The following is a 19,013-nucleotide window of genomic DNA, read 5'->3' on the forward strand; positions in this document are numbered from 1 at the left end:
TCAGCGGGCAGCCGCCTTGTAGCCACAGGGGCGGCGTGGCGGTCTTTAAGGAAAGTCTGCATTTTTTCGTAATAAATCTGCCAACCCTTCAGCAGCCATCGGCCGACTGATCAAGTAACCCTGCACTTCATCGCAGCGTTCGCCGCGCAGGAAATCCAGCTGCTGCTGGCCTTCCACACCTTCGGCCACCACCTTGAGCGCCAGCCCGTGGGCCATGGCGATGATTGCGCGAGTGATGGCCGCATCTTCCCGGCCCTGACCAAGCCCCCGGATAAAAGTCTGGTCGATCTTCACGTAATCCACGGGGATGCGCTTGAGGTAGCTGAGGGACGAATACCCGGTGCCGAAGTCATCGATGGCCAACTTCACGCCCAAATCGCGCAATTGCTGGAAGGTCGCAATGATGTGCTCAACGCTGTCGAGCAGTTGGCTTTCGGTCAGCTCCAGCTCCAGGTATTGCGGGTCCAGGCCGGTTTCTTCCAACACCTGGCGCACCAGGCTGACCAACTTGCCCTGGCGCAACTGATGCACGGAAAGGTTCACCGACACGCGGATCGGCGCCAGCCCTTGGCGCTGCCATTCGCACGCCTGCCAGCACGCCTGACGCAGCACGAATTCGCCCAGCGGCACGATCAGACCGGTTTCTTCGGCCAAGCCGATAAAGTCCCCCGGCGGCACCATGCCCCACTGCGGGTGCTCCCAGCGCACCAGCGCCTCGGCGGCGTTCAGCTTGCCCGTGGCCAGGCACAGTTTCGGTTGGTAGAACACCGTGAGCTGGCGCTCGTCGATGGCCTTGCGCAGGTGGTTTTCCAGCTGCAAACGCTCCAGCGTGCTGGCTTGCAGGCTGTCGGTGTAGAACTGGAAATTATTGCCGCCCAAATGCTTGGCGTGCTGCATGGCCATGTTGGATTGGCTGACCAGCGCAGAAATTTCCCGCGCATTATCCGGCAGCAAGCTGACGCCCATGGAGGCACTGACCACCAGCTCATGCCCCTCCACCGTCACCGGCACCCGCAATTTGGCGAGCAGCCGCGTGGCCACCCGTGCCAGGCTCGACAGGCTGCCGTAGGCATCGAACAGCACGGCAAACTCATCACCGGACAGGCGTGCGATGGTGTCAGCTTCAGGCAAGGCATTGATCAGACGGCGGGCCATTTTCTGCAACAATTGGTCGGCGACTTCATGGCCGAGGCTGTCGTTGAGCAGCTTGAAGCGGTCCAGGTTGATATGCAGCAGCGCCAGGCTGCGCCCGCCTTGCCGCACCCGCGCATGGGCCTCACGCAGGCGTTCGCGAAACAGCGAACGGTTGGCCAGGCCCGTCAGCTCGTCATAGTGAGTGAGGTAGCGCATGCGCTCCTCGGATTCACGCCGCGCGGACAAATCGGCGAAGAAGCCCACAATATGGCTGACTTTTCCCCGAGCATCGCGCACCACATTCAATTGCAGCCACTGCGGGTACAGCTCGCCGTTCTTGCGCGTTTCCACCAACTCGCCCTGCCAGGTGCCATGGCTGAGCAGTGCCTGGCGGATCACCGGGAAGTGACGGCGGGCGTCACGGCTGCTGGGCAGTTCGACGACATTGCGGCCGATCATGTCGTCGATTTCAAATCCGGTGACGCGACTGAAGGCCTGGTTGACGGCGATCAGCACGTACTCAGGGTCAAGAATCACGATGCCTTCGCTGGCCGCTTCGAACACCGTCGAGGCCAGGCGTTGCTGTTCCTCCAGTGCCTTGTCGGCGCTGATGTCGCGGCGCGTGCCGAGCATGCGCGTGACGCGGCCGCCGGGCGTGCGCTCCACGGCGCGGCCACGGTCTTCGATCCACACCCAATGGCCGTCGCCATGGCGCACGCGGTATTCCACCTGGTAATCCTCGCTGCGCCCTTTGAGGTGCTCCACCAACGCACGCTTGAGCAGCGGCAGGTCTTCGGGGTGCAGGCGCGGCTTGAGGTGGCTGAGCATCGCCGTGACGTACTCCGGCTCCAGGCCAAACAACTCTTTGAGCTGGGTGTGATGCACCTCGTCGGTTTGCAGGTTCCAGTCCCACAGGCCCAACTCACTGGCTTGCAGGGCCATGGCCAGGCGCGCTTCACTTTTATTCAGGGCCAGGCTGGCGGCGTCCAGCTCCTGGCTGCGTTGCGTCACGCGGTCTTGCAGGCCGATCTGCGCGTCGCGTAATTCCTGTTCGGCCTGGCGACGTTGGCCGACTTCGCGCACCAGTTCCTGATTCAACTGCTCGCTGCGTTGCTGCGCTTGCTGAAGATGCTCGATCAGCGCCTGGTTCTGGAAGCGCCGCAACAAACCGCGCTGGATCAGGCGGTTGACCTGCCACGCCACCAGGCTCAGGGACGCCAGCAAGATCAGGCCGAGCACGCCCCAGCCTTGCTGCTGCGAGGCGCCGTTCCAAAACAGATAGACGATGGGCGGCACCAGGCACGGCACCGCAAAGGACAGGAACGCCGGCAAGCTCACGGCATAGGCCACGCTGGCTGACAACGTCGCGGCGCCAATCAGGCCGAATACCCAGGCCTGCTGCATAAAGCTATTGGCCGGCACCAGGGCAATGGCGGCGGTGGCCAGGGTCAGCCCGCTGACCGCCGAGCCGAGCATGAACATGCGCCGCCAGATCGGCTGGGCCTGGCGACTGGGCATCGCCGAATCAAAGGCCGCCACCTGGATGACGCGCAGGGCCACCAGGGCGAGCAGCCAGACCAGCCAGATACTGTCCAACAGATATTGCTTGGGGTTCCACAGCAACCAGGCGCAGACAAGGCCGTTGACCAGCATCAGTAACGTCGGCAGCAAGGAGCCTTGATACAACAGGCGAGTGCGTTCGACCGCCATCTCGGTTGCGTAATGTTTACGGATGACCTGCGCAGGCGCCACCGAGGGGCCAAACAGGTCGGGACTGAGGGTCATAGGCAGTGTTCTTATAATGGTGAGCCCGAAACGTGGACGGAGCATACACAAGCAAGCGCTTGGGCCAAACTGCTCCAAGTCATAAAAACCACACGGTTTTTACACACAACCTTCGTGGCCAAAGCGCTTGAGCTAGACCCTGCGCGGGCTGTGGGCCATGACTTACCGGTCATCACCGTCAGCAGAATGTTTGCGCGGCCAGGATCGCCCGGAAAGTTTTGCATCGACCACCCGGCATTGGGATTTGCCCGACTCCCCGCAGCACCCTAGAATGCGCCGATGCGCGATGATCTCTCCCTTTTGCTGAACTCCCTCAACGATGCCCAACGCCAGGCTGTTGCAGCCCCCGTTGGCCGTCAGTTGGTCCTGGCCGGTGCTGGCTCCGGTAAAACCCGAGTGCTGGTGCACCGTATCGCCTGGTTGATCCAGGTCGAAAACGCGTCCCCGCATTCCATCCTGTCGGTGACCTTCACCAACAAGGCCGCTGCCGAGATGCGCCACCGCATCGAGCAGTTGATGGGCATCAGCCCGGCCGGCATGTGGGTGGGCACGTTCCACGGCTTGGCGCACCGCCTGTTGCGGGCGCACTGGCAGGAAGCCGGGTTGAGCCAGACCTTCCAGATTCTCGACAGCGACGACCAGCAACGCCTGGTCAAGCGGGTGATCCGCGAGCTGGGCCTGGACGAGCAACGCTGGCCGGCGCGCCAGGCGCAATGGTTTATCAACGGTCAGAAAGACGAAGGCCTGCGCCCGCAACATATCCAGGCCAGCGGCGATTTGTTCCTGGCCACCATGCGCAGCATTTATGAAGCCTACGAGGCCGCCTGCGTGCGCGCCGGTGTGATCGACTTCTCCGAGCTGCTGCTGCGCGCCCTCGACCTGTGGCGCGACAATCCAGGCTTGCTGGCCCATTACCAGAAACGCTTCCGACACATTCTGGTGGACGAGTTCCAGGACACCAACGCCGTGCAGTACGCCTGGTTGCGCCTGCTGGCCAAGGGCGGCGACAGCCTGATGGTGGTGGGCGACGACGACCAGTCGATCTACGGCTGGCGCGGCGCAAAAATCGAGAACATCTACCAGTATTCCGACGACTTCCCGGACGCGATCACCATCCGCCTGGAACAGAATTACCGCTCCACCGCCGGCATCCTTAAGGCCGCCAACGCCTTGATCGCCAACAACACCGGGCGCATGGGCAAAGAGTTGTGGACCGACGGCGGCGAAGGCGAAGCGATCAACCTGTACGCCGCGTTCAATGAACACGACGAAGCGCGCTACGTGGTGGAAACCATCGAAAGCGCGCTGAAAACCGGCCTGGCGCGCAGCGATATCGCGATTTTGTACCGTTCCAACGCCCAATCGCGGGTGCTGGAAGAAGCCTTGCTGCGCGAGCGCATTCCGTACCGCATCTATGGTGGCCAGCGTTTCTTTGAACGGGCCGAAATCAAAAACGCCATGGCCTACCTGCGCTTGCTGGAAGGCCGTGGCAACGATGCGGCGCTGGAGCGGGTGATCAACATCCCGGCGCGTGGCATCGGTGAGAAAACCGTTGAAGCGATTCGCGACCACGCCCGCCACGCCGATGTGTCGATGTGGGAATCCATGCGCTTGCTGATCGCCAACAAGGGCCTGACCGGCCGCGCCGCCGGGGCATTGGGCGTGTTTGTCGAGCTGATCGAGAACCTGGCGGCCAAATGCGCGGAAATGCCGTTGCACTTGATGACCCAGACCGTGATCGAGCAGTCCGGGTTGATCGCCTATCACGAAGCGGAAAAAGGCGAAAAAGGCCAGGCCCGGGTAGAAAACCTTGAGGAGCTGGTCAGCGCGGCCCGCGCATTCGAAAACACCGAGGAAGACGAAGAGCTGACGCCGCTCGCCGCCTTCCTCGGCCATGCGTCGCTGGAAGCCGGTGATACCCAGGCCGATGAGCATGAAGACAGCATCCAGCTGATGACCTTGCACAGCGCCAAGGGCCTGGAATTTCCGTATGTGTTCCTGGTAGGCATGGAAGAAGGCCTGTTCCCACACAAGATGAGCCTGGAAGAGCCCGGCCGTCTTGAGGAAGAACGCCGCCTGGCCTACGTGGGCATCACCCGCGCCATGCAGAACCTGGTGATGACCTACGCCGAGACCCGACGCCTGTACGGCAGCGAGACCTACAACAAGGTGTCGCGCTTCGTACGTGAAGTGCCGAAAGGCCTGATCCAGGAAGTGCGCTTGTCCAACAGCGTCAGCCGACCGTTCGGCGGCGGCCAGCAGCAGAACTCCAGCAGCATGTTCGCCGGTTCCGAGATTCCGGAAACACCCTTCAGCCTTGGCCAGCAGGTCAAGCATGCGATCTTCGGTGAGGGTGTGATCCTTAACTTCGAAGGTGCCGGCGCCCAGGCGCGGGTACAGGTGAACTTCGCCGAAGGCAGCAAGTGGCTGATGATGGGCTATGCAAAGCTCGAAGCCGTCTGACAATCGCTTGTGGCGAGGGAGCTTGCTCCCGCTGGAGCGCGAAGCGCTCCCATTTTGCGCCGTGCCAATCTATCAGGCTGCGTTTGCCAGTCAGGGGCTGCTTCGCAGCCCAGCGGGAGCAAGCTCCCTCGCCACATAAGCCAATATGATGAAACTTCGCGTTACATGAAGGTTGATGGCCCGCCCTTGTTTTTACCAAGCGCGGGCCAATATCTGAGATAAGTCCTACGGGCCATTCTGAATCGGTCTTACGCAAAAGCCCGAAACATTATGTCGCTAGCCACTGTCACGACACCTGTGCAACATGGCGCGCGTGCAATCCACAAATGGGAATTCCCTTTATGAAACGTTTTCTTAGCATCGCCATGGCGTTGTGCATCGGCCTGACGATGAGCCTCGACGCCAACGCCAAGCGCTTCGGTGGCGGCAAAAGCATGGGCTCGGCTCCGACTCACCAGACCAGCCAAATGGCTCCTTCCGCCGGTGGCATGGGCGGCGCAGCTGCGACCGCTGGTGCAGCCGGTGCCGCTGGCGCTGCTGCCAAGGCCGGCGGTGCTTCGCGCTGGTTAGGCCCTCTGGCCGGTATCGCCGCCGGTGGCCTGCTCGCTTCCATGTTCATGGACGGCGGCTTCCAGGGCATGCAGATCTTCGACATCCTGATCCTGGCGGTCATCGCGTTTGTGATCTTCCGCTTTATCGCCGCCCGTCGACGCAAGCAGCAGGAGCACCTGGCGCCAGCCGGCGCGCCGATGCAGCGTGAAGTGTTCGAGCAAAAACCAGCCATGGGTTCGATCTTCGGTGGTTCGGCTGCGCCTGCCGCCGCCCGCCCGGTGATCAATGCACCGGCCTGGTTCAACGAAGAACGTTTCGTCGAAGCGGCCCGCAGCCACTTCCAGTCCCTGCAGCAGCACTGGGACGCCAACGAAATGGACAAGATCGCCGAGTTCGTGACCCCGCAACTGCTGGAGTTCCTCAAGCGCGAACGCGCCGAAATCGGTGATGCGTTCCAGTCGACTTACATCGACGACCTGCGCGTGCAGCTGGACGGTGTGGATGATCGCGCCGACAAGACCATCGCCACCCTGACCTTCAGCGGTGTGTCGAAGACCTCGCGTTTCGACCAGGGTGAAGTGTTCAGCGAAAGCTGGAACATGGAACGCCCGCAAGGCGAGAACCAGCCTTGGCTGGTCGCAGGTATCCGCCAGAACGGCTGATAACCCTACGCTTGAGCACTTGGTAATAAAAACCCCGGACATGTTCCGGGGTTTTCTATTTCGCGGTTGCACTTATAGCGAGCTACTGTATAAAACGCCCTATTAACCGCGCCAACTAGCAAGAGGATCCCGGCCGTGGAAGAAATCATCGAACAATTGCGTGAAGCCAACGAACCGGTCCCGGTTCCTCTGGAGCTGCCTGACGAAGACCAGATTGTGGAAATCGAAGAACAACTGTTCATCGACATCCCGTTTGTATTCCGTGAATTCCTGCTGACCGTCAGCGACGTGGTGTACGGCAGCCTGGAACCGGTGACCGTCACCGACCCGCAGTCCCACACCTACCTGCCGGACGTTGCCGCCAACGCCTGGGACGCCGGTGTTGACCGCAGCATGATCCCGATCTGCCAGGACGGCGATGACTACTACTGCGTCGAAGAGGACGGCACCGTGGTGCTGTGGTCCGGCGAAGAAGAACTGGTCACCGAAGAAACCTGGGAATCGGTGTGGCACTGGGCGCGGGACGTCTGGCTGGAAAGCTGACGCTTTTTGTGGCGAGGGAGCTTGCTCCCGCTGGGCTGCGAAGCAGCCCCAACCAGGGCAACGCGTTTTTCCAGGTGTGGCGAGGTGACTGTTTTAGGGCTGCTGCGCACCCCAGCGGGAGCAAGCTCCCTCGCCACAATGACATCAGTGCTCTGGCGTATCTTTGTGGTTATCCAGCGTCTCCAGCAAGGCGACCTGCATCCGCGTATGCACGCGGATGAACCACCGCCAGAGCACCGCCGCCACCGCCGCCGTGACCACGGCAATCAGCACCAGCAACTTGTTGGTCGGCAAAATACTCGCCGACAAGGCTGCCAATAGCAGGAAGATCACCAACAGCGACAGGATCGGGATCACCTCCGCGATCACCCGTCGCACACGCTGGGTATGCCGCCCGGCCATCTCCGGTTTCACACTCATCTCCGCCAGCAACATCGACAGCGCCTTGAGCTTGCGGTACGCCGCAATCAGAAACGGCAGCGACAGCAGCAACGCCCCACCCCAGATCAATGCCTTCTGCCAGCTCGGATCACTGATCCAGCCTTCCAGGTACCCGCCAATGCTCGCCGCGAAGAAGCTGCCGGCAAAGAAGATCGCGATCACCAGTGCCAGGTTCACGCCCACTTGCAGGATGATCTTGCGAATCATCGACGCCAGCATCGCGCCCTCACCTTGAGGCTGAATACTGCGCAACCATTCGCCATACAGGCCGAACACCCGGCTCATGCGCTTGGGCAATACCGCGGCAATCTTTAACGACAATGGGTCAGCGCCGCGAATCAGGTACGGCGTGAGCAGCGTGGTGATCGCCGAAACCGCCACCGCCACTGGATAGAGGAAGTCACTGGTCACCTGCAAGGTCATCCCCAGCGCGGCGATGATGAAGGAAAACTCGCCAATCTGTGACAGCCCCATACCTACACGCAGTGAGGTACGGCCATCATTGCCGGCAATAAACGCCCCCAGGCCGCAGGACAGCATCTTGCCCATCACTACTGCCACGGTAATCACCGCGATGGGCCAGGCGTACTGCAGCAGGATCTGCGGGTCGATCATCAAGCCGATGGCGACAAAGAAGATCGCGCTGAACATGTCGCGAACCGGTTCGATCAGGCGTTCAATTTTAATCAACTGGCGAGATTCGGCCATGATCGCGCCGATCAGGAACGCGCCCAGCACCATGCTGTATTCGAGTTTGACCACCAGCAGGCAAAAGCCGAAACACAGGCCCAACACGGTGATCAGCAGCATCTCGTTACTTTCAAACTTGGCCACATAGGCCAACAGGCGCGGCACCAGCAAAATGCCGATGACCAACGCCACGATCATGAACAGCGACAGCTTGCCAACCGTCGAGAACACCTCACCGGAACTCACCGTGCCGCTGACGGCGATGCTCGACAGCAAGGCGATGATGCCGATGCCCAGGATGTCCTCGACGATCAGCACGCCAAAAATCAGTTGGGCAAAACGCTGGTTCTTCATCTTCAGGTCATTGAGCGCCTTGACGATGATGGTGGTCGAGGAAATCGCCAGGATCGCGCCGAGGAACAGCGAGTCCATGGTGTTCCAGTCGAACCAGCGGCCGATCTCGTAGCCGATCCAGATCATCAGGATGATTTCCAGGAAGGCCGCGATAAACGCCGTGGCGCCGACCTTGAACAACTTGCGCAGGCTGAACTCCAGGCCCAGGCAGAACATCAGGAAGATCACCCCCAGCTCAGCCAGGGTCTTGATGGTGTCTTCGTCGTGGATCAGGCCGAACGGCGGCGTGTGAGGGCCAATGATGAACCCCGCGACGATATACCCCAACACCACCGGCTGCTTGAGGCGGTGGAACAGGATGGTGACAACCCCTGCCACCAGCATGATCACGGCCAAGTCCTGGATAAAGCTGATGGCGTGCATGGCGAGGGGCTCCTTGAGGGGTACTGGCGCTTTTCCCACTTCCACACGCGCCCTTGAACAATCGCTAAGCGCGGAAGGAAAAGTCTGCCTTGATCGTAAGAAATGCCCTGGGATGGGCTTTTGAAGGTTAACACCACGACTTCCGGCAGAAAGCCGGTGCAATATATGGAAACAGATCGGCGTTCGCGTGACGGCAAGCCGCCCACTGGCGTCCCGTTAGGGAGAGCGCTGTAAAGATTCCAGCACCCGTAGAGGTGTCCCCCAACCAATGCCTACAACCCGTGAGTGTGCTATGGAACCCGGAAACGCCCAGCTGTCGATGACGGTATTGATGACCCCTGACATGGCCAACTTCTCAGGCAATGTGCACGGCGGCACCCTGCTCAAATACCTCGACGAAGTGGCCTACGCCTGCGCGAGCCGTTACGCGGGCCGTTATGTGGTCACGCTGTCGGTCGACCAGGTGATTTTTCGCGAGCCGATCCATGTCGGCGAGCTGGTGACCTTCCTGGCCTCGGTCAACTACACCGGCAACACATCGATGGAAGTGGGCATCAAGGTGGTGACCGAAAACATCCGCGAGCGCTCGGTGCGCCATACCAACAGCTGCTTCTTCACCATGGTGGCCGTGGACGACCAGCGCAAACCCGCCGCCGTACCGCCGCTGCAGCCACAGAACAGCGAAGACAAGCGCCGCTTTGTGCAGGCGCAGCAGCGTCGGCAGATTCGTCAGGAGCTGGAGAAGCGTTATCGGGAAATCAAGGCAGACGGGCCGTAAATTTCGAGCTGTAAACCCAATCGAATGTGGGAGCTGGCTTGCCTGCGATGAGCATAGGTATCTACACAACTTTTAAAAGCAGCCTATTTCTCCTGTGGCGAGCAGGCTTGTCCTGCTCGCCACAACAGCCCACCTGCCACAGACTTCGTGTTAACCGGTTGTGTAGATACCTATGCTGCGATGAGGGCCTGACAGTCGACATCTTTGTCGCCTGACACACCGCTATCGCAGGCAAGCCAGCTCCCACATTGGGTTTTGTGTGCTTACAGGCCGATGGGTGTTGCTTCGAAGCGTACGCGAGGATGCGCGATACGATCCTGAGCCCGTACCAGCTCCAGCTCGTAACTGGCGCAGGCCTGGGTTTCCAGCAGCACTTCATGCACCGCTGCGGCGGTGAATTCGAAGGCCGCCAACAGGCTGTCACCCAACAGCACCCGCGCCAGGAACAACCCCGACGTCAGGTCGCCTACCCCCACCGGCTGACGCGGGAACGCCAGCAACGGCCGGCGCAAGTGCCAGCTGCCTTCAGCGGTAACCAGCAGCATCTCGAAACCCTCCGGTAGCTTGCCCGGGTAATCCAGGTGCTTGACCAACACCGCCTTCGGCCCACGGGCCAGCAGCGCCTTGGCCATCGCCAGGCAATCGAACAGCGATTGCGGCTTGCGCCCGGCGAAGCTGTCCAGCTCCAGTTGGTTGGGGCACAGGAAATCCGCCATGGCCGCCGCCTCGTCCAGCAGGAAATCGCTGACTTCCTGGGGCACGATGCAGCCTTTTTCCGGATGGCCCATGACTGGGTCGCACAGGTACAGGGCCTTGGGGTTGATGGCCTTGATACGGGCCACGCCGGTAAGAATCGCTCGGCCCTGGTCGGCACTGCCCAAGTAGCCGGACAGTACCGCATCGCAGTTGCCCAACTCGCCAATCGCGGCAATGCCTTCTACCAACGCCGGAATTTGCTGCGGCGCCAGCACTTCGCCCGCCCACTGGCCATACTGAGTGTGATTGGAGAACTGCACCGTGTTCAGCGGCCAGACGTTCACCCCGACCCGCTGCATGGGGAACACGGCGGCGCTGTTTCCGGCGTGGCCAAAGACCACATGAGACTGGATCGCAAGCAGATGAGGTGTGCGTTTCATGCGGGAGATTTCCGTAAAGCCGTTTGAATTCTGGCCGCGCAGTATGCGACTAAACCCAGCCTGTACGACAGACCAGAGACACAGTTAAGCTGCTCTCACTTTGTTGGAGTTCATCGCATGCTGACCCTGGGAAATATCTTCGTGTTGATGCTGTTGGCGACCGGTGCCGCCTGGGTGTGGCACAACCACGGCCTGCGTGAACGGGCGCTGGAGCGGGTCAAGCAGCATTGCGCCAAACTGGATATCGAACTGCTCGACGGCGCAGTGGCGTTAAAACGCATCGGTTTTGTGAAAGATGCCAATGGTCGACGGCGTCTGGCACGCATTTACAACTTTGAGTTCACCGTGACCGGCGAAGCCCGTCACCCCGGGACTATCACTCAGTTTGGCGCACACAGCGCGCAGATCGAATTGGCGCCCTACCCGTTCGAGATCAAGACACCGCAGCCCAGCGCCGAAGTCATCGAGCTGAGCCAATGGCGCCAGGACCACGCCAGCAAGACCCGTCACTGACGGCACGCGGCCAGCGTGCTCTGTAGCCCAGCCACGTCCTGTGGCTGGCTGAAGATCAATTCAATACGTGAATCGCGGCGCCACTCGCTGGGTTGCCAGGCGAGTGGACCATTATCCACAGCGTTAGCCGACACCCAGATAGCGCCGCTGTGGATAACCAGCTTGGCGCGGCGCCATTCAAGGCCAGAAAGCCAGCTGTGCAGGCGCGCAATGTCGAACGACTGGCTCGGATGCCAGCGCCAACCGATACTCCAGCCACCTTCCTGGGCCTGACTCAGGCAAATGGGCAACGCAGGATCAACCCAGACGGCCGGCATCTGTACCACACCTTTGGGCACCTCGAAGTTATCCACAGCTGCGCCAGCCTGTGCATCCAGGCCGGGCAATTGCTTGAGCGGCAACTGCGCCTGGCGTGTCCAGTAAATCGGGCAAGCAGGCAGTTGCTGTTCTATGGCCTGGCGCTGTGCGGCATCCAACGATTCATCTTTGTTCAACACCAACAAACCGGCGCTGGCCAGCGCTTCCTGCTGCGCTTGCGGCAATGCTTTGCCCGCTGCCAGTGCCTGGGCATCCAATACCAACACACACGGCTGAACTGCGAGCACGCCCTGCCATGGCGCCTCGCGCAACTGCTTGAGCAACTGCGCCGGATGCCCCAGGCCCGAGGGCTCGATAAACAGCCGATCCGGCTTGGCCTTACGCAACAGGCGGCCAAGCCCTACCTGGAACGGTGCACCATTCACACAGCACAAACAGCCACCAGCGACTTCGCCCAGCGCAATGCCGTCGTCGTCCTGTGTAAGCAAGGCAGCGTCCAGGCCGATTTGCCCGAACTCATTGATCAACACGGCCCAGCGCTCGTTGGCCGGGCGTTGGGCCAACAGGTGTTTGATCAGGCTGGTCTTGCCGGCGCCCAAAGGCCCGGCAATCACGTGGGTAGGAATGTTCTGCAGCATGGGGCTTCATTCAGGCCGGGTAGAGCGCTTGATCCTACGCGGTTATGCGAGCCAATCCAGCGTCAGGATCAACCGGCGCTCGTCGGCCTTGAGCGCGGGTGAGCGATGGATCAAGCCATGGTTCTCGTTGCCGTGCCATTTTGTGCCCTTGAGCAAAGCCACTTCGCCGCAGTGGACCTGCTCGATACGCTCGGTAGGTTCCGCGTCGGGCTGGCTGAGTTTACGTCGGTCCATCACGCCTTCGCGCAGCCACTGGCTGCCGATGCCGGCGTAGGTGGTGATCAGTCGAACCGGCACATGGTCGACGTGAAAACGCGGGCACATGGCCTTGTCCAACAGCCGCAAACGCACGCCAATCCTCTTGGCACCGAGCAGGCAAGCAAACGCGCTGACCAGCCAGGACACATCGGCGATAAAGCCTTCGTAACCTTCAAGATCACGGCAACTGGAGGCTAAACCCTGCAAATTGGGCACAGCCTCGTCATTGTCGAGATCAATCACCAAGGAGTCCGCCAACGGCTCATTGAGCGCCACCAGCAAGGCACCAAATTCGGCGATATGCAGGGGCAACTGGCGCTGCCACAGCGCCAGGTTGACGTCATTTTCGAGGATGTCCGACAGCGCCAGCGGCGTTTCACCCCGGGTCTGCCGGATCACCGGGCGTAAGGGAATTACCGGGGCCAGCATCAGGCTACCTGCTCATACCAAGGGCCAAAGGGGTCGGCCAACTGGCGCCAGCCTTCGACGCCCTGGGCCATTTCTTCATCGTTAAGCAAGCACGCGTCCAGCTCGGCGCGCATCTGCGCGAAGTCGATGTTTTGCCCGATAAACACCAGTTCCTGGCGGCAGTCGCCGGTACTCAATTGCCAGTTGCCCATGATCGCCGCTACGCTTTCTTCGTCTTGCGGCCACTGGCTTTTCGGCACAAAACGCCACCAGCGCCCGGCAAAACCATGGCGCATCAAGCCACCGGCCTGGGACCAACTGCCGGCATCCTGATGCTTGCTCGCCAGCCAGAAAAAGCCCTTGGAGCGCAGCAGTTTGCCGTTCACCCACGGGCGATCGATAAAGTCGAAGAAACGCTGCGGATGAAACGGGCGACGCGCGCGGTAAGCGGTGGAGGCGATGCCATATTCTTCGGTTTCCGGCACGTGCTCACCGCGCAACTCCTGCAACCAGCCCGGCGCTTGCGCTGCGCGTTCGAAGTCGAACCGGCCGGTGTTGAGGATCTTGTTCAGCGGCACTTCGCCCATCACCATCGGGATGATTTCCGCCTGGGCATTGAGGCGCCCAAGGATGGCCATCAACTCCTCGCGTTCGCGGCTACTGATCAGGTCGATCTTGCTGATCAGGATCACGTCGGCGAATTCGATCTGCTCGATGAGCAAATCGGTGATGGAGCGCTCGTCGTCTTCGCCCAGGGTTTCACCCCGGGAAGCGAGGCTTTCGGCAGCTTGGTAATCGAGCAGGAAATTCATGCCGTCGACCACGGTGACCATGGTGTCCAGGCGTGCGATATCGGCCAGGCTTTGCTCGTTTTCATCACGGAACGTGAAGGTTTCGGCCACGGGCAGCGGCTCGGAAATGCCGGTGGACTCGATCAACAGGTAATCGAAGCGCCCTTCCTTGGCGAGCTTTGTGACTTCTTCCAGCAAGTCTTCACGCAAGGTGCAGCAGATGCAGCCGTTGCTCATCTCCACCAGTTTTTCTTCGGAGCGATTCAGGGTGACGTCGCGCTGAACCTCACTGCCGTCGATATTGATTTCACTCATGTCGTTGACGATCACCGCCACCCGCAGGTTTTCGCGGTTGCGCAGAACGTAGTTGAGCAGCGTGCTTTTACCAGCGCCGAGAAAGCCGGACAGCACGGTAACGGGAAGGCGATTAGTCATCAGGTAATCCTCATCAGGGTTGGCCGGTCAAATCGCCCGTTTATGGCGTTCGCGCAGCTCTTCACGTTCTTTGGCTTCGATAGACAGGGTGGCAGTGGGGCGCAGCAGCAGGCGTTGCAGGCCGATGGGCTCGCCGGTTTCGCGACACCAGCCGTATTCGCCGCGGGCCAGCAGTTCGAGGGCATCGTCGATCTTGTCCAAGAGCTTTTTTTCACGCTCCAGCAGGCGCAGCTGCCACTGGCGCTGCTCTTCGGCGCTGCCGATATCGGCCAGGTCGCTGTTGGTTTCCTGCTCGCGCAGCACCAGGAATTCAGCCTCGATACGCGCCTGCAGTTCGTAGCGCTGCGTCAGCAGCAGCGCTCGGAAGAAGCCTTGCTGAGCGTCATTCATGTAATCGGCGGGCAGTTGGGCCAGGAGCTCTTGTTCAGTCATGGGAAGCGGTTCACGGGTCAGGCTGTTTTTTAATGTTATAGTATAACAACACAAATAAGCCAATCCCGGCTTGCTCGCCACGACGAAGGGCGCAATGCTGGAACACTTTCTTGCCCGAGAGGCACTATGAAATATCTGGTGTATGCCCTGTTATTGGGCGTGGCAGGATCTGCCTGCGCGCAAACGCCGAGCCCGTTGGCGAGCTGCACGCGCAGCGCTAATTTGCTGGCCTGCGTAGACCCGCTGGGCAATGCCTACAGCGTGGCGACGGTTGGCAGCACTACGTATTTGCGCGGTTTTGAGGTGATCGGCAAACGCTATTGGGCACAAACCAGTAGCCGCTATGGGCAGCTGACGTTCTTTACCGGGTTGGCGTCCGATGGTGAGGCGTGGGTCGGCTACACGCGCCGCGTGGGCTGGACCACCATCAACCGGTTTTCCAGTTCGGGTGGCGCCAGCGCCAAGTTCACGTGCAGCCGTATAGCCGGCTGTTAGACCTGGCCGCTCTTCTGTTCCTGAACCCAAGCCATGTAGCTGTTCATCGGCGGGTTCTTCTCGAAGTATTTTTTCAGGCCGTCGAACAGGCCATCCGCCACGGCTTGTTGATGACGCGCCGTCACCAGCCGCTGGGCGTCCCGAGTGTTGGAGATAAACCCGGTTTCCACCAGGATCGACGGCACGTCAGGTGATTTGAGCACCGCAAACCCGGCTTGCTCCACGCGCTTCTGGTGCAACGTGGTGATGCTTTGCAGGCTGCCCAACACCGAGCTGCCCAGTTGCAGGCTGGAGGCGATGGTGGCGTTCATCGACATATCGAGAATTACCCCGGCGAGCATCGGATCCTTGTCCTTGAGGTTGAGCAATGTCGTGGCGCCCAACAGGTCGGCGCCGTTTTCGCGCTGCGCCATGAAGCGCGCGGTGGCGGAGGTGGCACCGCCTTCCGACAACGCATACACCGAAGCCCCGGAGGCGGTGAGGCGCGGCGCGGCGTCGGCATGCACCGAGATAAACATATCGGCCTTGTGCTGACGGGCGATGTCCACGCGCTTGCGCAGCGGCACGAAGAAGTCGTCGTTGCGCACCAGCTTCACGTCAAAGCCCTTCTCGCGCTTCAAGCGTTTGGCCAGCAGTTGGGCGATGGACAGCACCACATCCTTTTCGCGCTGGCCCTTGGAGCCGATGGCGCCAGGGTCTTTGCCGCCGTGGCCAGGGTCGACCACCACGATGATGTCGCGCTTGGGGTGCGCTTTATCTACTGGAGCCACCAGCGGCGCCGGCTGCGCAGCAATCTGGCGCGGCGCGTGGGTGGCGTTGGTCAGGTCGAGTACCAGGCGATGGCCTTGACCATCCTGTGGCGGCAATAAAAAGCTGTTGAGCTGCATCGGCGAGGCCAGGTCCAGCACGATGCGCGTATCGCTCTTGCCGAAATGCCCCGAACGAATCGAAGTAATCCCACTGTCCTTCAGCGCCAACTGCGAAAAATCACCACTGAGCCCGGCGCCGCTCAGGTCGATGATCACGCGCTCCGGCGACGTCAGTGAGAAGGTCTTGTATTGCACCGGGCCGCTGAGGTCGAACACCAGCCGCAGTTTGTCGTCGGAGCGCCACAAGCGCGCATTACGAATCTGTGTGGCGAACGCCCCCAATGGAAAGGTGAACAGAGGGCTGACCAGCAGCAGATTGAGAAGCTGACGTCTGTGCATGAAAAACACCGCAAATAAAGGAGCGTCCCTGCTCGACATGACTGAAGAAAGACTGGAGCAGAAAAATCATCGTCGACTTAATCGTTATAATATAACATGTCTTTTTATTGCCAACGATGGACCTGCTCATGAATGCGCTGACTCTGCCGGATATCGCCGCGCAGGCTTCACGGCAAGCCTTGCCACTCGACTGGGTGGGCATGTGCGGCATCGCCCTGCCAATCCTCATCGACGGCCAACGCCTGACTGCCACCGCCGATGCGGGCGTAAGCCTGGACGATGGCGAGGCCCGTGGCATTCATATGTCGCGCCTGTACCTGGCCTTGGAAATGCTCGACCAGCAGCTTCTTACACCTGCACTTCTGCGTAATGTACTGCAGCGCTTTCTCGAGAGTCATGAAGGATTATCTAAGAACGCCTACTTGCGCATTCACACGGATTTGTTACTCAAACGCCCGGCGCTGGTCAGCCCGCTGGCCGGTTGGAAAGGCTACCCGGTGTGCATCGAAGCGCGTCTGGAAAACCAGATGTTCCACGTGGAACTAAAAATTGACGTTACTTATTCCTCAACCTGCCCTTGCTCAGCTGCGCTCGCCAGGCAGTTGATTCAGCAGCAATTTCTTCAGGACTTCGCCAACAAACCGGTGCAGCACGAAGACGTATTGACCTGGCTCGGCAGCGCCAACGGCATCGTGGCCACGCCTCACAGCCAGCGCAGCAGCGCCCAACTGTCGATCCAACTGGACGCCAGCCAGAACACGCTGCCGCTCACAGACCTGATCGACACCGTCGAAGCCGCCCTCGGCACCGCCGTGCAAACCGCTGTAAAACGGGCGGACGAACAAGCCTTCGCCTTGGCCAATGGGCAGAACCTGATGTTCTGCGAAGACGCCGCCCGCCGCCTGAACCTCGCCTTGAAACGCTCGGATGCTGTCAAATCCTTCCACCTGAAAGTGATCCACGCCGAAAGCCTGCACGCGCACGATGCCGTGGCTGAAAGCCGCTGGACGAGAGACTCTGCATGATCACCTGCAACGCTTTGCGCTGGGGCGCCCCCGGGCAACCACTCACCCCTGCGCTGGATCTGCGCCTGGAAAAAGGCAGCCTCACCGGCATCATTGGCGCCAACGGCACGGGCAAGAGCAGCCTGCTCAAAGTCATCGCTGGGCTGCAAAAGCCGTTGGCGGGCAACGTCAGCGTGGATGTTCCACGTCGTGGCGGCTTGTCGTTCCTGCCACAGCAACAACACCTGGACCGGCAGTTTCCGATCAGCCTGCAAGAGTTGGTCGCCGCCGGATTCTGGGGCACCAAACTCCCCCCGGAACAACGCAGCCAGCGTCTGCACGCAGTGCTGGAAGACTGGTGCCTCACCGGCCTGGAACATCGACCGTTGATGGCGTTGTCTGGCGGCGAACTGCAACGTGCACTGCTGGCGCGCATGAGCCTGGCTGAAGCGCCAGTATTGCTGCTCGACGAGCCCCACGCCGCCCTCGACGAAGAAGGCCAGGCGCTGTGCTGGAACCATGTGCACGCCTGGCACGATGAAGGCCGCACGGTGGTGATCGTTTGTCATGACCTTGCCTCCGTGCGCCACCACACTCAGCAAGTAGTGCAAATCAAAAGCTCTGGCTGCGTATTTGGCCCCAGTAAAGAACTGATCCGCCCGCAACCTCACATGCAGGTGGCCTGATGCACTTCGCCGCCCACCTGTGGATGCCCTTTCAAGATTTCGTTTTCATGCGCCGTGCCCTGATTGGAGGGCTGGTGCTTGCCTGCAGCACCGCGCCGCTGGGTGTGTTTTTGATTCTGCGGCGCATGAGCCTGATCGGTGACGCCGTCGCCCACGGCATCCTGCCCGGTGCCGCACTGGGCTTCTGGTTCGCCGGCATCAGCCTGCCGGCGCTGACCATCGGTGGCCTCGGCGCTGGGCTGAGCATGGCCGGATTGTCGGCGTGGATCACCCGCCGCACCGGCCTGCGTGAAGATGCCAGCCTCGCCGCCATCTACCCCATCTCGCTCGCCGCCGGCGTGCTGATCCTGGGCATCGCCGGCAAGCGCCTGGACCTCTTGCACCTGCTGTTCGGCTCCGCCCTGGCGGTGGATGAAACCACCCTCACCGGCATGCTCTGGGTCTCGGGTTTCAGCCTGATCGCCATGGGGCTGATCTACAAACCGCTGCTGCTGGACACCCTTGACCCGCTGTTCCTGCAAACCGTCAGCCGCCTCGGCCCACTCGCCCACGGGTTATTCCTGACCCTGGTGGTGCTGAACCTGGTGATCGGCTTCCAGGCCATCGGCGCATTGATGGTGGTGGGTTTGATGATGTTGCCGGCGATTGCTTCACGCTTCTGGAGCCGGCGCCTGCCGGTGTTGATTGCGGTATCGGCGGTGCTGGGATGCCTGTCGGTGTGGTTTGGTTTGCTGCTGTCGTTCTACTACTCACTGCCCAGCGGCCCGGCCATCGTGCTGGTGGCTGGCGGCGGGTATCTGCTGTCCGTGGTTTTCGGCCCGGTGCACGGCTTGCTGCGCCGCCCGCCCTCTCTTACATCCCAATGA

General features: G+C 60.9%; 17 protein-coding genes. 9 read left to right on the forward strand and 8 right to left on the reverse strand.

Features of this window, described 5'->3' with window-relative positions; translation table 11 throughout:
• Positions 1-45 precede the first annotated feature (45 nt).
• Positions 46-2,919 (reverse strand): GGDEF domain-containing phosphodiesterase, encoded by a 2,874-nt coding sequence (locus HU759_RS00620; RefSeq protein ID WP_186617243.1) that lies wholly within the window; start codon positions 2,917-2,919, stop codon positions 46-48.
• Between the two features lie 279 nt (positions 2,920-3,198).
• On the opposite strand from HU759_RS00620, the gene uvrD reads away from it, so the two are divergent.
• From uvrD to HU759_RS00635, 3 genes are all read left to right on the forward strand, one after another.
• On the forward strand, positions 3,199-5,382 hold the full coding sequence (uvrD, locus tag HU759_RS00625) for a DNA helicase II (RefSeq protein ID WP_017135773.1): 2,184 nt from the start codon (positions 3,199-3,201) through the stop codon (positions 5,380-5,382).
• A gap of 341 nt (positions 5,383-5,723) precedes the next feature.
• Positions 5,724-6,596 (forward strand): Tim44 domain-containing protein, encoded by an 873-nt coding sequence (locus HU759_RS00630; protein WP_186617242.1) that lies wholly within the window; start codon positions 5,724-5,726, stop codon positions 6,594-6,596.
• 135 nt (positions 6,597-6,731) lie between these two features.
• Positions 6,732-7,139, forward strand: coding sequence for an SMI1/KNR4 family protein (locus HU759_RS00635; protein WP_017135771.1), 408 nt, complete (start codon positions 6,732-6,734; stop codon positions 7,137-7,139).
• Between the two features lie 144 nt (positions 7,140-7,283).
• Here HU759_RS00635 and HU759_RS00640 read toward each other — a convergent pair whose 3' ends face one another.
• Complete coding sequence (locus HU759_RS00640; RefSeq protein ID WP_186617240.1) at positions 7,284-9,047, reverse strand: cation:proton antiporter; 1,764 nt, start codon at positions 9,045-9,047, stop codon at positions 7,284-7,286.
• A gap of 292 nt (positions 9,048-9,339) precedes the next feature.
• Between HU759_RS00640 and HU759_RS00645 the strand changes: the two genes are divergently transcribed.
• Complete coding sequence (locus HU759_RS00645; protein WP_017135769.1) at positions 9,340-9,825, forward strand: acyl-CoA thioesterase; 486 nt, start codon at positions 9,340-9,342, stop codon at positions 9,823-9,825.
• A gap of 263 nt (positions 9,826-10,088) precedes the next feature.
• Here the strand turns inward: HU759_RS00645 and pdxY are convergent, their stop codons facing one another.
• Positions 10,089-10,961, reverse strand: coding sequence for a pyridoxal kinase PdxY (gene pdxY, locus HU759_RS00650; protein ID WP_058421087.1), 873 nt, complete (start codon positions 10,959-10,961; stop codon positions 10,089-10,091).
• Between the two features lie 117 nt (positions 10,962-11,078).
• Here pdxY and HU759_RS00655 point away from each other — a divergent pair, with 117 nt between their 5' ends.
• On the forward strand, positions 11,079-11,474 hold the full coding sequence (locus HU759_RS00655) for a DUF3301 domain-containing protein (protein ID WP_017135767.1): 396 nt from the start codon (positions 11,079-11,081) through the stop codon (positions 11,472-11,474).
• Here HU759_RS00655 and HU759_RS00660 read toward each other — a convergent pair.
• The 4 genes from HU759_RS00660 to dksA are packed head-to-tail and all read right to left on the reverse strand — an operon-like array spanning position 11,468 to position 14,754.
• On the reverse strand, positions 11,468-12,430 hold the full coding sequence (locus HU759_RS00660) for a CobW family GTP-binding protein (protein WP_186617238.1): 963 nt from the start codon (positions 12,428-12,430) through the stop codon (positions 11,468-11,470). The two genes, HU759_RS00655 and HU759_RS00660, sit on opposite strands and share 7 nt — an antisense overlap.
• Positions 12,431-12,472: 42 nt before the next feature.
• Positions 12,473-13,117, reverse strand: a complete 645-nt coding sequence (locus tag HU759_RS00665) for a DUF1826 domain-containing protein (RefSeq protein WP_186617236.1) — start codon at positions 13,115-13,117, stop codon at positions 12,473-12,475.
• Positions 13,117-14,322, reverse strand: a complete 1,206-nt coding sequence (gene zigA / locus HU759_RS00670) for a zinc metallochaperone GTPase ZigA (RefSeq protein WP_186617234.1) — start codon at positions 14,320-14,322, stop codon at positions 13,117-13,119. Before zigA ends, HU759_RS00665 begins: the two co-directional genes overlap by 1 nt.
• Before the next feature lie 27 nt (positions 14,323-14,349).
• Positions 14,350-14,754 (reverse strand): RNA polymerase-binding protein DksA, encoded by a 405-nt coding sequence (dksA, locus tag HU759_RS00675; protein ID WP_169987863.1) that lies wholly within the window; start codon positions 14,752-14,754, stop codon positions 14,350-14,352.
• Positions 14,755-14,880: 126 nt separating this feature from the next.
• On the opposite strand from dksA, the gene HU759_RS00680 reads away from it, so the two are divergent.
• Positions 14,881-15,249 (forward strand): glutamine synthetase, encoded by a 369-nt coding sequence (locus HU759_RS00680; RefSeq protein ID WP_138450732.1) that lies wholly within the window; start codon positions 14,881-14,883, stop codon positions 15,247-15,249.
• Here the strand turns inward: HU759_RS00680 and HU759_RS00685 are convergent.
• Complete coding sequence (locus HU759_RS00685; protein ID WP_099550222.1) at positions 15,246-16,457, reverse strand: N-acetylmuramoyl-L-alanine amidase; 1,212 nt, start codon at positions 16,455-16,457, stop codon at positions 15,246-15,248. The two genes, HU759_RS00680 and HU759_RS00685, sit on opposite strands and share 4 nt — an antisense overlap.
• Before the next feature lie 128 nt (positions 16,458-16,585).
• Here HU759_RS00685 and folE2 point away from each other — a divergent pair, with 128 nt between their 5' ends.
• The 3 genes from folE2 to HU759_RS00700 are packed head-to-tail and all read left to right on the forward strand — an operon-like array spanning position 16,586 to position 19,013.
• Positions 16,586-17,482 (forward strand): GTP cyclohydrolase FolE2, encoded by an 897-nt coding sequence (gene folE2 / locus HU759_RS00690; protein WP_186617232.1) that lies wholly within the window; start codon positions 16,586-16,588, stop codon positions 17,480-17,482.
• On the forward strand, positions 17,479-18,147 hold the full coding sequence (locus tag HU759_RS00695; RefSeq protein WP_186617230.1) for an ATP-binding cassette domain-containing protein: 669 nt from the start codon (positions 17,479-17,481) through the stop codon (positions 18,145-18,147). Before folE2 ends, HU759_RS00695 begins: the two co-directional genes overlap by 4 nt.
• Complete coding sequence (locus HU759_RS00700) at positions 18,147-19,013, forward strand: metal ABC transporter permease (protein ID WP_186617229.1); 867 nt, start codon at positions 18,147-18,149, stop codon at positions 19,011-19,013. The genes HU759_RS00695 and HU759_RS00700 overlap by 1 nt, the downstream gene beginning before the upstream one ends.

It is taken from the genome of Pseudomonas sp. OE 28.3, from assembly GCF_014268205.2.
Classification (GTDB): domain Bacteria; phylum Pseudomonadota; class Gammaproteobacteria; order Pseudomonadales; family Pseudomonadaceae; genus Aquipseudomonas; species Aquipseudomonas edaphica.